Source organism: Nocardioides albus (assembly GCF_014648255.1).
Lineage (GTDB): Bacteria > Actinomycetota > Actinomycetes > Propionibacteriales > Nocardioidaceae > Nocardioides > Nocardioides albus.
Window position 1 is genome coordinate 199,243 of sequence record NZ_BMQT01000002.1, and the last position, 13,730, is coordinate 212,972.

Here is a 13,730-nt window from a genome sequence, read left to right on the forward strand (position 1 = left end):
GACCGTGGGCGGGATCACTGAACCGGGACCTGCCTGCGATGCCCTAGTCTGTGCTCGTGACGGAGAGCAACCCCAGCAGCACCCCGGAGACCCACACGCGGCGCACGGTCGTCATCGCGGAGGATGAGGTCCTGATCCGGATGGACCTCAAGGAGATGCTCACCGAGGAGGGTTACCACGTCGTCGGCGAGGCCGGGGACGGCAAGGCCGCGATCGAGCTCGCCACCGAGCACCGACCCGACCTGGTCATCCTCGATGTGAAGATGCCGGTGCTCGACGGGATCGCCGCAGCGGAGGCGATCGCGCGGGACCGGATCGCCCCGGTCGTCATGCTGACTGCGTTCTCCCAGCGTGAGCTGGTGGAGCGGGCACGCGACGCCGGCGCGATGGCCTACCTCGTCAAGCCGTTCAACATCACCGACCTGGTGCCTGCGATCGAGCTGGCCGTGAGCCGCTTCCAAGAGCTCGCTCAGCTCGAGAAGGAGGTCGCCGGCCTGACCGACCGGCTGGAGACCCGCAAGGCTGTGGACCGGGCCAAGGGGATTCTGCAGGAGGGTCTCACGCTCAGCGAGCCGGAGGCGTTCCGGTGGATCCAGAAGACCGCGATGGATCTGCGGCTCTCGATGCGTCAGGTCGCCGAGGGCGTCATCGAGCACGGGGTCAGCGGCCCTCAGGCCTGACTCCTCAGGCCGCGACTCCGCGGCTTCGTGTAAACGCAACGTCACAGATCGGTTGCGGTATTCACCCAGTCGTCAGACCCGTGTCCTTCCTGAACAAAGTCTGCCTAGACTGCCCCGGCGGATCCGGCTGACCAGCGACCCCACAGCTGGTGTCAGGGTCCGTCCCTAGGACACACAGGTAGGAGTACCCACGTGCGCAAGCGGCTCTACAGAGTCCTGGTCGCGCTCATCGGTGCGCTGATGGTGCTGATGGTAGGAAGCACGGTAGCCGCACAGGCGACCGAGACCCCACCGCCAGACGCCACCGCGATCCAGGTGACGCTGCAGGACGAGGCCAACAAGGATGCCCAAGGCAATCCGAAGCCGATCGAGGGCGTGACCCTCGTGGTCACCAAGGACGGCGACAAGGTCGGCGAAGGCGTCACGGACGCCAAGGGTGTGGCGATCATCGAGGTCGAGGAGCTCGGCAAGCACGTCGTGAGCCTCGACGAGAAGTCGCTCCCTTCGGGGACGGTCCTCGACGAGAACACCAAGAACGAGGCCACCGTCCAGGTGCGCTTCCAGGGCCCCAACAACCGGGCCATCTTCCCGATCGGGGTCACCGCCGGCGAGCAGTCGAGCTTCGGCAAGGACCTGGCTCAGAACCTGCGCGCGGGCATCGTGTTCGCCCTGGTCCTGTGCCTGGCCGCTCTCGGTTTCTCGCTGATCTTCGGCACGACCGGCCTGTCGAACTTCGCCCACGGTGAGCTGCTCACCTTCGGCGCGCTGATGGCCTGGACCTTCGATCAGCTCTTCAAGACCGGCGGTCTGGCCACGGTCTCGGTGATCCTCGCGGGCATCATCGCGGTCGTGCTCGGTGGGGTCGGCGGCTACGTCCAGGACAAGGTGCTGTGGGGGCCGTTGCGGCGACGTGGCACCGGACTGATCGCGATGATGATCGTCTCGATCGGCCTCTCGATCTTCCTGCGCTACCTCTACCAGTACTTCTACAGCTCCTCGACCAGGTCGGTGTCCCAGTACTCCGGTCAGCAGCGTGAGGAGCACTGGTACTACCTCGGTCTCGCCTTCGCCGACCGTGAGGCGATCACCGTGCTGATCTCCATCGTCACCATCACGGTGGTCTGCCTGTGGCTGGCCAAGAGCCGGATGGGCAAGGCGATGCGGGCGGTCTCCGACAACCCGGCGCTGGCGGCGTCCTCCGGTCTGCGGGTCGACGGTGTCATCACGAACGCCTGGGTGATCGGCGCGGCTCTGACCGCGCTGTCCGGTGTTCTCTACGCGCTCACTCTGCAGGTCAACGTCTTCATGGGGATGCGGATCCTCCTGGTCATCTTCGCCGCGGTCACGCTCGGTGGCCTCGGCACGATCTGGGGCTCCCTGGTCGGCTCCTTGGTGATCGGGCTCGTCTACGAGCTCGGGCCGCTGTTCGGCGTACCCACGTCGATCAAGGAGGTCGGCCCGCTGCTGATCATGATCGTGATCTTGCTGGTCCGGCCCCAGGGCATCCTGGGCCGTAAAGAGCGGCTCGGGTAGGAGAGACAATGGATATTCTCGACATTCTCCGGGCAGCGCTGCAGCAGGCGCTGGGCCCACAGGCGATCGTCTTCGTCCTGGCCGCCATCGGCCTCAACATCCACTTCGGCTACACCGGGCTGCTCAACTTCGGTCAGGCCGGGTTCGTCGCGGCGGGTGCGTACGGCATGGCCGTCACCGTGGTCACCTTCGACGCCCCGTTCTGGATCGGCGTGCTGATGGCGATCGTCGCCCCGCTCGTGCTGGCGGTGATCCTCGGTGTTCCGACGCTGCGTCTGCGCGCCGACTATCTGGCCATCGTCACGATCGCCGCGGCCGAGGTGCTGCGGTTCGTCTTCGGTGCGGTGGAGACCAAGGACACCTTCGGTGGCTCCAACGGTCTCAACGGCTACGCCAAGCCGTTCCAGGAGGCCAACCCCTTCAGCAGCGGCCTCGACCTGGGCATCGTCTCGTTCGGACGCAACGACCTGTGGTCGTTGACGGTTGGCTGGGCCCTGGTCGCGCTGTGCTGCCTGCTGGTGTGGGCTCTCATGCGCAGCCCGTGGGGCCGCGTGCTCCGCTCCATCCGTGAGGACGAGGACGCCGTCCGCTCGCTGGGCAAGAACGTCTTCGCCTACAAGATGCAGGCGCTCGCGCTCGGTGGCGTCATCGGTGGTCTGGGCGGTCTGTTCCTGGCGCTCAAGCAGGCTTCCGTCGTACCGAGCGACTACTCGACCCTGATGACCTTCTACGCCTTCGCGGCGCTGCTCCTCGGTGGCGCGGGCAGGGTGATGGGTCCGGTCATCGGTGCGTTCGTGTTCTGGTTCCTCATCGCCGGTCTGGGCTCGTTCTTCAGCCAGTCGGCCGGTGACGGTGGCTGGATCCCGGAGGTCATCATGACCGACACCCAGGCCAGCCTGATCCGATACATCATGCTCGGCCTGGCCATCATGCTGCTGATGATCTTCCGCCCACAGGGCATCATCGGCGACCGTAGGGAGATCGCGATCGATGGACGCTGACATGACTGACCAGACGAAGACAGACACGGCCCAGACCGGGCCGGCGGGACTCGTCGGCGTGAGCACGGAGCCGGGTGCCAAGAAGCCCGACCCGATCCTGGTCGCCGACAGCATCACGCGTACGTTCGGCGGACTCACCGCCGTCGACGTCGAGCACGTCGAGATCCAGCGGGGCGCGATCACCGCCCTGATCGGTCCCAACGGTGCCGGCAAGACGACGTTCTTCAACCTGCTGACCGGCTTCGACCAGCCGAACACCGGCTCGTGGAGCCTGGAGGGCAAGTCGCTCAAGGGCGTCGCTCCCTACAAGGTCGCCCGCCTCGGGATGGTGCGCACCTTCCAGCTCACCAAGGTGCTGGCCAAGCTCACCGTCATCGAGAACATGCGCCTGGGCGCCACCGGCCAGAAGGGCGAGCGGATCTGGGCCGCGCCGTTCAAGTTCCTGTGGGGCAAGCAGGAGGACGAGGTCACCAACAAGGCCGACGAGCTGCTGGCCCGGTTCATGCTCGACAAGAAGCGCGAGGACTTCGCGGGATCCCTCTCGGGTGGTCAGCGCAAGCTGCTGGAGATGGCTCGTGCGCTCATGGTCGACCCTGAGGTGGTGATGCTCGACGAGCCGATGGCGGGGGTGAATCCGGCCCTGAAGCAGTCGCTGCTCGGCCACGTGAAGTCGCTGCGCGACGAGGGCCGTACGGTCCTCTTCGTCGAGCACGACATGGACATGGTCCGCGACATCTCCGACTGGGTCATCGTGATGGCTCAGGGGAAGATCGTCGCCGAAGGCACTCCGGAGTCGGTCATGGCCGACCAACGTGTCATCGACGCCTATCTCGGGGCTCACCACGACACCGACCTGAGCGAGCTCGACGAGGCTCGCCTCGAGGCCGAGGTCGAGGCCGAGATCGCCCAAGAGGAGGACTCGAAGTGACATCCACCGATGCGGACAAGTTCCGCGAGACGCACCAGCGTGAGGCCGAGGGTGCGGTGTTGCGTGCCGACGGCCTGATCGCCGGCTACCTCCCGGGCGTCAACATCCTCAACGACACCGACCTCTACTGCCAGCCCGGCGAGCTGGTCGGCATCATCGGCCCCAACGGCGCCGGCAAGTCGACGCTGCTCAAGGCGCTGTTCGGGCTGGTGAAGATCCACGAGGGCTCCGTACGCCTCGAGGGTGAGGACATCACCGGCAAGCGGGCCGACGAGCTGGTCAGCCGCGGGATCGGCTTCGTCCCGCAGACCAACAACGTCTTCCCGAGCCTGACCATCGAGGAGAACCTCCAGATGGGCTGCTACCAGGCCCCGAAGAAGTTCACCGAGCGGTTCGACTTCGTGACCGCGATCTTCCCGGCGCTGGGCGAGCGGCGAAAGCAGCGCGCCGGGGGACTCTCCGGCGGTGAGCGCCAGATGGTCGCGATGGGTCGGGCGCTGATGATGGAGCCGTCCGTGCTGCTGCTCGACGAGCCCTCCGCGGGTCTCTCCCCGGTCATGCAGGACGAGGTCTTCGTCCAGACCCGCAAGATCAACAAGGCCGGCGTCTCGGTCGTGATGGTCGAGCAGAACGCCCGCCGCTGCCTGCAGATCTGCGACCGCGGCTACGTGCTCGACCAGGGTCGCAACGCCTACACGGGTCCGGGGCGCGAGCTCGCCGACGACCCGAAGGTGGTCGAGCTCTATCTCGGCACCTTGGGTGCCAAGGACTGACGGTACGTCTCGACGGCAAGGGCCCCGGAGCAGCACGCTCCGGGGCCCTTGCCGCTGTTCAGGCGACGGTGTGCGAACGTCGCTGGGAGCGCCGGGCGGCGAGCAGCTCGCCGACCGCGGTGGAGTGCTTCGGGCTGCGCGAGAGCCCGGCATGGTGAGGCAGGGCTCTGCCGAGGACGTTGAGCCGAGAGCGTACGACCGCGGTCGGTGCCGCGCGCATGATCGCCTGGGCGCCGAGGCCGAGGCGAGCGAGGAACCGGTTTCCGTCCCGGCCGGCGGCGGAGCCCGTGGCCACGATCGTCCTGATCCCGCGGTCCTCGGCGAAGACGACGGCCGAATCCATCAGCATCCGGCCGACGCCACGGCGGCGAAAGCTGGGGACGACGTGGGGAGCGAAGACCTGCACCGTCGGCTCCAGGTTGAGCGGACCGAGCGTGGTCGCCCGCACGTAGACCGCCCCGACGGGCTCGCTGCCGCACTCGGCGACCAGGAGGCGCTGGTCGGAGGAGGCCTCGGCCTCGGCGATGACCGTCTCCAAGTCGCTCAGCTGCTCCTGGGCGTCGGCCATCCGTAGCGAGTCCTGCCAGATGCCGAGAAGGAAGAGCGCATCGTCGGCTCGTGCCTCTCGCATCGTCACCGGCACCCTGCTCATCGAGTCCGTCCTTCACAGGTGCGGTGCGTACAGATCATCACAATTCCTCCACGATCGAGCCTGTTCCTGGCGGGAATCGGGTTTCCCGAGTGATCATGGGTCACCACGGCTCCGATGATACGGAGCCGATCATGGCGGCAACCCAGGCAATGATGCCATGGGGGAGATGTAACGGATTGGTGAAAAGACACGTCCCTCGGGTGCTTCACCCCCCGTGCGTCTCTAATGTTTCTCCGCAAGGTCCGACGTGAGCCGGGCCAGCCCATACGAAAGAGGGACCAAGCAGTGAACTCATCATCCTCTACCTGGGTGAAGCTGACCGCAGGCGCTGGCGCCTTGGCGCTCAGCTTCACCCTCGCCGCCTGCGGCGGCGAGACCGCATCCGAGGAGCCGGAGAAGAAGGCTGCCGCCAAGGGCGACGGCACTCTCACCATCGGGCAGCTCCTCCCGCAGACCGGAAGCCTCGCGTTCCTCGGCCCGCCCGAGTTCGCCGGCGTCAAGCTGGCGATCCAGGACATCAATGCCGCCGGTGGTGTGCTCGGCAAGGACGTCGTTCCGGTCCTCGCCGACTCCGGTGACACGACCTCCGCGATCGCGCCGACCGAGGCCGACAAGCTCCTCTCCGCCAAGTCCGACGTCATCATCGGCACGGCCTCCTCGGGCGTGTCGATGACCGTGATCGACAAGATCATGTCGGCCAACACGGTGATGTTCTCCCCGGCCAACACCTCGACCGAGTTCGACGAGGGCGACTACGCCAAGCCCGACCTCTACTTCCGCACGGCTCCGTCCGACATCCTGCAGGGTGCCGTCATGGCCAACCTGCTGCTCGAGGACAAGCGCACCAACGTTGCGATCCTGGCTCGCCAGGACGCGTACGGTGAGACGCTGGCCGAGGAGGTCAAGGCCAACCTCGAGGGCGCCGGTTCCAAGGTCGCGACCACGGCGTACTACTCCGAGGACGCCTCGTCCTACAGCGCCCAGATCAACGAGATCGCGGGCTCGGGCGCGGACGCGGTCGTGGTGATCGCGTTCGAGGAGACCAAGAAGCTGATCCCTCAGCTGATCTCCGCGGGCGTGGGCCCGGCCAAGCTGCCGACCTACTTCGTCGACGGCAACCTGTCGGACTACTCCGCCGACTTCGGCAAGGGCGAGCTCACGGGCGTCAAGGGCACCCTCCCGGGCGCCGAGACCGCCGGCGACTTCAAGGACCAGCTGCTGAAGGTCGACCCGAAGCTGAAGGACTACTCCTACTCGGCCGAGTCCTACGACGCCACGATCGTCTCCGCGCTGGCGGCGATCAAGGCTGACAGCGACGCCGGTGAGGCCATCGCCAAGGAGATCGTCGACATCACCACCGGTGGTGAGAAGTGCGAGACGTACACCGACTGCTCCAAGCTCCTCGAGGACGGCAAGGACATCGACTACGACGGCAAGTCCGGCCCGATCGAGCTCGGCGAGACCGGTAGCCCGACCGCGGCGTCCATCGGCATCTACCAGTACAACGACAAGGGCACCTACGCCCCGGTCAAGTACATCGCTGGTGAAGTCTGATCTACCCATGGAAGGGCCCCGAAGCGTTCCGCTTCGGGGCCCTTCTGCGTGGTCAGCTACATCGAGATGCGGTCGGCGTCGATGAGCGAGCAGGTGATCCGCGAGGTGCAGACCCGCTTGCCGCGCTCGTCGGTGATCACGACCTCGTAGGCCGCCGAGCTGCGGCCGAGGTGGATGGCCGTCGCGGTGCCGGTGACGATGCCGGAGGTCGCCGAGCGGTGGTGGGTGGCGTTGATGTCGACGCCGACCGCGATCTTGCCCAAGGACGCGGCGTGCACGCCGGACCCCGTGGAGCCGAGGGTCTCGGCGAGAGCGACCGAGGCACCGCCGTGCAGCAGGCCGTACGGTTGGGTGTTGCCCTCGACCGGCATGGTCCCGACGACCTTGTCGGCCGAGATCTCCAGGATCTTGACGCCCATCTTGTCGTTGAGCCCGCCCATGCCGTGGGGGAGCGAGGCGAAGAACGTCTCGCCTGCGGTCTGGTCTGCGGTCGATGCATCGGTCATATCTGCATGTTCGCACGTACGCGGTCGCGCTGTTGTCGGTGGTCGTGGATAGAGTCGGACCGTGGCTGACGTGACGCGCGACCGACTGCTCCTTCTCGATGGGCACTCGCTGGCCTACCGGGCCTTCTTCGCCCTGCCGGTGGAGAACTTCTCGACCGTCACGGGGCAGCACACCAATGCCGTCTACGGCTTCACCTCGATGCTGGTCAACGTGCTGCGTGACGAGACGCCGACCCATGTCGCGGTCGCCTTCGACCTGTCCCGGCAGACGTTCCGGCTGGAGGAATACTCCGAATACAAGGCCAAGCGCAACAAGACGCCCGACGAGTTCAAGTCCCAGCTGCCGCTGATCCAGCGACTGCTCGATGCGTTGCACATCCGCCACCTGTCGCTGGCCGGCTACGAGGCCGACGACATCATCGCGACCCTGGTCACCCAGGGGCTGGAGGCCGGGATGGAGGTGCTGATCCTGACCGGTGACCGCGACTCGCTGCAGCTGGTCACCGAGTCCTCGACGGTCCTCTACCCGATGCGGGGCGTCTCCGACCTGGCCCGGATGACGCCGGAGGCCGTGGAGGCGAAATACGGTGTGCCCCCGCACCGCTATCCCGAGATCGCCGCGCTGGTGGGGGAGGACTCCGACAACCTGCCCGGCATCCCGGGCGTCGGGCCGAAGACCGCCGCGAAGTGGATCAACACCTACGACGGCCTCGACAACGTGATCACCCACGCAGACCAGATCAAGGGCAAGGCAGGCGACAACCTGCGTGCCCACCTCGGTGACGTGATGCGCAACCGGCGGCTCAACGCCCTGGTGCGAGACCTGTCCCTGGAGATCGGTCCGGACGATCTCGGGCGGGTCGAGTGGGACCGTGCCGCCGCGCTCGAGCTCCTCGACGAGCTCGAGTTCCGCGGAGAGATCCGCACCCGGATCACCGACGTGCTCGCGCCGGAGGACGACGTACCCGTCGACGAGAGCGGGTTCGCGCTGGAGGGCGAGACCCTGGCTCCCGGCGCCGTCACGGCCTACCTGGAGGGGCTCGGGACCACGCCCGTGGGCGTGCACGTGCGCGGGTCCTGGGGCTCTGGCACCGGTCGCGTGGACGGGTTCGGCTTCGCGACGCCGGAGCGGGCTGCGTACCTCGGGGTGGACGGGCTCACGCCCGAAGACGAGGCGGCACTGGCCGGCTGGCTCGCGGACGCCTCGAGGCCGAAGATCATGCACGACGCCAAGGGCGCCGAGCTGGCGATCGACGCCCATGGCTGGTCGTTGCGCGGGCTGACCACCGACACCGCGCTGTCGGCCTACATCGTGGCTCCCGACCAGCGCTCCTACGACCTCGCCGACCTGACGCTGCGCTATCTCAAGCGGGAGCTCAAGCAGGAGGACGACGGCGGCCAGGAGTCGCTCTTCGGCGACGACGAGGTCGGCGGCGACGGCGTCTCGAAGACCTCGATGCTCTACGCCCGAGCGGTGCTCGACCTCGCCGCCGAGCTCGACTCGGCGGTCGAGGCCGCCGGCGGACACCGGCTGCTCTCGGAGGTGGAGCTTCCGCTGCTGCACCTGCTGGCGCGGATGGAGAAGACCGGCATCGCCGTCGACACCGAGCATCTCGACGCCCTGGAGCGCCACTTCGCCGGCCAGATGAAGCAGGCCGCCGACGAGGCGTATGGCGTGATCGGCAAGGAGATCAACCTCGGCTCGCCCAAGCAGCTGCAGGTGGTGCTCTTCGACGAGCTCGACATGCCGAAGACGAAGCGTACGAAGACCGGCTGGACCACCGATGCCGATGCGCTCCAGCAGCTCTACGTGAAGACCGAGCACCCGTTCCTGATCGCCCTGCTGCGTCACCGCGACGTCACCCGGTTGCGGGTCACCATCGAGGGCCTGCTGAAGACCGTGCAGGACGACGGCCGGATCCACACCACCTTCAACCAGACCATCGCGGCCACCGGGCGGCTCTCCTCGACCGAACCCAACCTGCAGAACATCCCGGTACGCACCGAGGAGGGTCGCGGGATCCGCAAGGGATTCGTGGTCGGCTCAGGGTTCGAGTCGCTGATGACCGCCGACTATTCGCAGATCGAGATGCGGATCATGGCGCATCTGTCCGAGGACGAGCTGCTCATCGAGGCGTTCCGATCCGGGCGTGACTTCCACTCGATCACCGCAGCGCGGGTCTTCGGCGTCGACCCCGACGCGGTCTCGGTCGAGCAGCGGGCCAAGATCAAGGCGATGAACTACGGCCTGGCCTACGGTCTGTCCGCCTTCGGCCTCTCGCAGCAGCTCGGGATCGAGCCGAGCGAGGCGCGTGGCCTGATGGAGGAATACTTCGAGACCTTCGGCGGCATCCGCGACTACCTGCGCAGCCTGGTCGAGGAGGCCCGGCGCACCGGCTACACCGAGACCATCATGGGCCGCCGCCGCTACCTGCCCGACCTGCTCTCCGACAACCGTCAACGTCGCGAGACCGCCGAGCGGATGGCGCTCAACGCTCCCATCCAGGGCTCCGCAGCCGACCTGATCAAGGTCGCCATGCTGCGGGTTCAGGCCGCGCTCGACGAGGCTGGTCTGACCTCGAGGATGCTGCTCCAGGTCCACGACGAGCTCGTCTTCGAGGTCGCCGCGGGGGAGCGGGAGGCGCTGGAGGCCCTGGTCCGTGAGCAGATGGGCTCCGCAGCCGACCTCAACGTCCCCCTCGACGTCTCCGTCGGCACCGGCCTCTCCTGGCACGAAGCCGCCCACTGACCCCTGGGTGGTCAGGAGCGTTGGGGGCTCTGGCTGAGGCGCCAGAAGGTGACCGTCAGCAGGACGGCGGCCAGGGCGGCGTCGATGACGAGGACTGTCCAGACCAGGCCCTCGATGGTCGTCTGCGCCGAGCCGAGGACGAGGACGGCGGTGACGGCGATCCAGAGGAGGTACGCCGAGAGCCGGCTGCGCCGGGCCAGAACCGAATAGACGAGCAGCTGGAGCACGGACAGCACCATGCCGAGGGTCGCGAAGACCCAGAGCTGATCTTCGACCTGGGCGTACTTGTCGCCGCCGATGAAGTACATCGCCAGCCCGGACAGCAGCCATGAGCCGGCGATCGCGCACAGGCCGAGCCCGCCGACCAGCGCCAGCGACTTGGTCAGTGCGGAGCGGCGGCTGGACTCGGCCGACATCGACGGGAAGGCGATGATCACCACGAACTGTGGGAGGAACAGCACCGCCTTGGTGAGGATGAGGCCACCTGCGTACAGGCCGGAGACGTGATCGGAGAGCACGTTGCGGGCGATCAGGATGTCGACGTTGGAGAGGGCGAAGAAGCCCAGCAGCGCGAACGAGCCGTGCAGCATCTCGATGACGACGGGCTTCACCGGGCCGACCGGCCCGGTGGGAGGCGTACGTCGCCGCAGCACCCACCACCCGACGACCGCCGGTGCGAACTGTGCCAGCGCCACCCCAGCCATGGCGGCACCCTCGGTGGGACGGATCCACATCGCCGCGGTGGTGACCACGACCCGGGGGATGCCGAGGGCGAGGTAGACCATCGCCAGTCCGAGCCATCGGCGCTCGCCCTGCAGCACGCCGGCCTGACCACCCATGATCGTCAGCGGCACGGCGCAGACGGCGACCAGCAGAGCCGGATAGATCGAGTCCAGCCGCAACACCCGCCAGACCAGCGGGGAGGCGGCGAGCATGACCACCCCGAGGACGATGGCCGCCCGGTAGGTCGCCCGCAGCACCGTCTGCTCGATGGCGCGCTCCTGGCCGGGCGTCTCGGTCACCCGGCGAGATGCTGTCGCCTGCATCCCGAGCTGGACCACGCCGACCACGAGGAGCAGCGACATCATCGACGCCACGCCACCGTACTGGCTGGGGCCGAGGATACGGGCGGCGATGATCTGGAACCCGTAGGTCGCGATGTTGGTGACCATGATGCAGACCGCGAGGAATCCGCTGCTGCGGACGAGCGCAGACAGCCTGCGCCGGCGGGCGCTGATCGGGCTGGCGGTCATCGTGGGCACTTGGAAAGCCTAGGGCGCGCGCGGCCACATGCCGGCACCGGCATCCGCCCAGCACTGGAACTCGATCGCCACAACTGACGTCTCGCCCGACGTAACTGACGTCTCGGCCGACGTAACTGACGTCTCGGCCGACGTAACTGACGTCTCGGCGTTGGGGTCTAGAGTTGCCGAGTGATCGAGCGGGTGGTGCCTACGGTGTGGGCGGGCGTGCTCGCGGTGCTGTTGCTGGGGCCGGCGCTGGGGCCGGGGTTCGTGCTCAGCTACGACATGGTGTGGGTTCCTGACCTCACCTTGACGCGCGACGTACTCGGGCTCGGGTCGGGTCTGCCGCGGGCGGTGCCCTCGGATGCGGTCGTCGCGGTGCTGGACGAGATCGTGCCGGGTTTCCTGCTGCAGAAGCTCGTCCTGGTCGGTGCGCTGGTGGGCGCCGGGGCCGGGGCGGCGGAGCTGGTGCGTGACCGCTCGCTCGCCGCGCGGCTGGCGGTGGTGAGCCTGGCGGTCTGGAGCCCGTACGCCGCAGAGCGCCTGTGGATGGGTCACTGGCCGATGCTGCTGGCCTATGCCGCCGTGCCCTGGCTCGTGATCGCGGGCCGCCGTCGAGCAGCGGGGGAGCGGAGCCCGGTGTGGCTGCTGCCCGTTCTCATCGCCGGGAGCCTGAGCGCGAGCGCGGGCCTGGTCGCGGGTGCCGTGCTGCTCGCCACGGGGTTGCGGCGCGGGAGGCGACCGATCCTGCTGGTGGTCGCGGTGGTGGCCGTCAATGCGCCGTGGCTCGTCACCGGTCTGACCCACAGCGGCCAGGCGGCAGCAGCGAGCGGGTTCGAGGTGTTCGCGCTCCGTGGCGATGCTCTGCCCGCCCCGCTGGCCGCGTTGTCGCTCGCCGGGATCTGGAACACCTCGGTCGTCCCCGCCAGCCGCGACGGCTGGCTGGCCTGGGCCGCCTTGGCGTTCCTGGTGGTGCTGGTCGTCGCGGGGTTCCGCAGATGGTGGCGGAGCGACGAGCAGCGGGTCTCGATCCTCACGCTGTGGGCCGCCGGTCTCACCGTCGCGGTCGCCGGCTGGGCGGCGCCGGAGGCGCTCGACGCCCTCGCCCAGGATGTCCCTGGGCTCGCCCTGCTCCGGGACAGCAGCCGCCTGCTCCCGCTCTGCCTGCCGCTGCTGATCCTGACCGTTGCAGCCGGTGTCGACGTCGTGGGGGAGAGGCTGCGCGGCTCCGCGCCGCGATGGGCGGCCGCGATCGTGGTCGCGCTCGCCCCGGTTGCGCTGCTGCCGGACGCCGCCTGGGGCCTGGCCGGCGGGATCGGCACCGCCGACTATCCGGCCTCGTGGCAGCAGGCCCGGATGACGCTGGCGGAGGAGAGGGCGCCCGGCGACGTCTTGGTCCTGCCCTGGTCCGCCTACCGCGCTCCGGAGTGGAACGCGCGCCGGCCTGTCCTCGACCCGCTGCCGAGAATGCTCACCAGGCCGAGCGTGACCGACGGCGATCTCGTCGTCGGTGGAACCACGATCCCTGGCGAGGACCGGCGGGCGACCTCGGCCGCCGAGGCCCTCGCCGTCCCGGACCCTCAGGCGCGGGCGAGCGCGCTGAGACGCCTCGGGATCGGCTACGTCATCACCGACCGCACCGCGGGCGAGGCGCCGCGCGTGGCCGGCAAGGCGGTCTTCGACGACGGCGGGCTGCTCCTGCAGCGACTGCCCGAGGAGAGGGACGCAGTGACAGGGCACGCGACCCACCCCGCGACGCTCGTGGCAACGATCGGGGCGTGGGCGGCGTACGTCCTGGTATGGCTCGTCGCCACAACGTCAACAGTTCTGCTACTGATCAGTATGGCTCGCCGCCGGACTGCTAGGGTTCGCGGCTAGGAGAGGGAGGTCACATATCCATGGGCAACATCATCGCCATCGTCGCCAGCATTCTTGTGGGCGGCGGCGTCGCCGCAGCGACTGTCGTCGGAGTCGTCACCAGCAGCACGGACAACACCGTCAAGAATCCTCCGACCGTCTCTGAGTCGACGATTCAGTACGGCACCAGCGACTGAGCGTACGAAGCTGACAGGGGCCCGGCGGTGATCCGCCGGGCCCCTTCTCCGTCCAG

At 68.1% G+C, this 13,730-nt stretch carries 12 protein-coding genes; 9 read left to right on the forward strand and 3 right to left on the reverse strand.

Annotated elements, in window-relative coordinates; translation table 11 throughout:
- Positions 1–50 precede the first annotated feature (50 nt).
- From IEY84_RS04290 to IEY84_RS04310, 5 genes are all read left to right on the forward strand, one after another.
- The gene (locus IEY84_RS04290) at positions 51–680 is read left to right on the forward strand and encodes an ANTAR domain-containing response regulator (RefSeq protein WP_183545250.1); all 630 of its coding nucleotides are present in this window, start codon (positions 51–53) and stop codon (positions 678–680) included.
- Positions 681–872: 192 nt separating this feature from the next.
- Positions 873–2,213, forward strand: coding sequence for an ABC transporter permease subunit (locus tag IEY84_RS04295; RefSeq protein ID WP_183545249.1), 1,341 nt, complete (start codon positions 873–875; stop codon positions 2,211–2,213).
- Between the two features lie 8 nt (positions 2,214–2,221).
- On the forward strand, positions 2,222–3,214 hold the full coding sequence (locus IEY84_RS04300) for a branched-chain amino acid ABC transporter permease (RefSeq protein WP_183545247.1): 993 nt from the start codon (positions 2,222–2,224) through the stop codon (positions 3,212–3,214).
- A gap of 1 nt (position 3,215) precedes the next feature.
- Positions 3,216–4,142, forward strand: coding sequence for an ABC transporter ATP-binding protein (locus IEY84_RS04305; protein ID WP_229788328.1), 927 nt, complete (start codon positions 3,216–3,218; stop codon positions 4,140–4,142).
- A complete protein-coding gene (locus IEY84_RS04310) occupies positions 4,139–4,915 on the forward strand; it encodes an ABC transporter ATP-binding protein (protein WP_183545243.1) in 777 nt (258 codons plus the stop codon). Before IEY84_RS04305 ends, IEY84_RS04310 begins: the two co-directional genes overlap by 4 nt.
- A 58-nt stretch (positions 4,916–4,973) precedes the next feature.
- Here IEY84_RS04310 and IEY84_RS04315 read toward each other — a convergent pair whose 3' ends face one another.
- Positions 4,974–5,567 (reverse strand): GNAT family N-acetyltransferase, encoded by a 594-nt coding sequence (locus IEY84_RS04315; RefSeq protein ID WP_183545241.1) that lies wholly within the window; start codon positions 5,565–5,567, stop codon positions 4,974–4,976.
- Between the two features lie 309 nt (positions 5,568–5,876).
- Here IEY84_RS04315 and IEY84_RS04320 point away from each other — a divergent pair, with 309 nt between their 5' ends.
- Positions 5,877–7,121, forward strand: coding sequence for an ABC transporter substrate-binding protein (locus IEY84_RS04320; protein WP_229788330.1), 1,245 nt, complete (start codon positions 5,877–5,879; stop codon positions 7,119–7,121).
- Between the two features lie 56 nt (positions 7,122–7,177).
- Here IEY84_RS04320 and IEY84_RS04325 read toward each other — a convergent pair whose 3' ends face one another.
- Positions 7,178–7,627 carry a hotdog fold thioesterase gene (locus IEY84_RS04325; RefSeq protein ID WP_183545237.1) on the reverse strand — a complete coding sequence of 150 codons (450 nt, stop codon included), beginning with the start codon at positions 7,625–7,627 and terminating at the stop codon, positions 7,178–7,180.
- Positions 7,628–7,688: 61 nt separating this feature from the next.
- Here IEY84_RS04325 and polA point away from each other — a divergent pair, with 61 nt between their 5' ends.
- On the forward strand, positions 7,689–10,376 hold the full coding sequence (polA, locus tag IEY84_RS04330) for a DNA polymerase I (protein ID WP_183545235.1): 2,688 nt from the start codon (positions 7,689–7,691) through the stop codon (positions 10,374–10,376).
- An 11-nt stretch (positions 10,377–10,387) separates the two neighbouring features.
- Here polA and IEY84_RS04335 read toward each other — a convergent pair whose 3' ends face one another.
- Positions 10,388–11,629 carry a lipopolysaccharide biosynthesis protein gene (locus tag IEY84_RS04335; RefSeq protein ID WP_183545418.1) on the reverse strand — a complete coding sequence of 414 codons (1,242 nt, stop codon included), beginning with the start codon at positions 11,627–11,629 and terminating at the stop codon, positions 10,388–10,390.
- Between the two features lie 180 nt (positions 11,630–11,809).
- Between IEY84_RS04335 and IEY84_RS04340 the strand changes: the two genes are divergently transcribed.
- Positions 11,810–13,498, forward strand: coding sequence for an MmpA family trehalose lipid delivery protein (locus tag IEY84_RS04340; RefSeq protein WP_183545233.1), 1,689 nt, complete (start codon positions 11,810–11,812; stop codon positions 13,496–13,498).
- A 20-nt stretch (positions 13,499–13,518) separates the two neighbouring features.
- Positions 13,519–13,674 carry a hypothetical protein gene (locus IEY84_RS04345; protein ID WP_183545231.1) on the forward strand — a complete coding sequence of 52 codons (156 nt, stop codon included), beginning with the start codon at positions 13,519–13,521 and terminating at the stop codon, positions 13,672–13,674.
- Positions 13,675–13,730 lie beyond the last annotated feature (56 nt).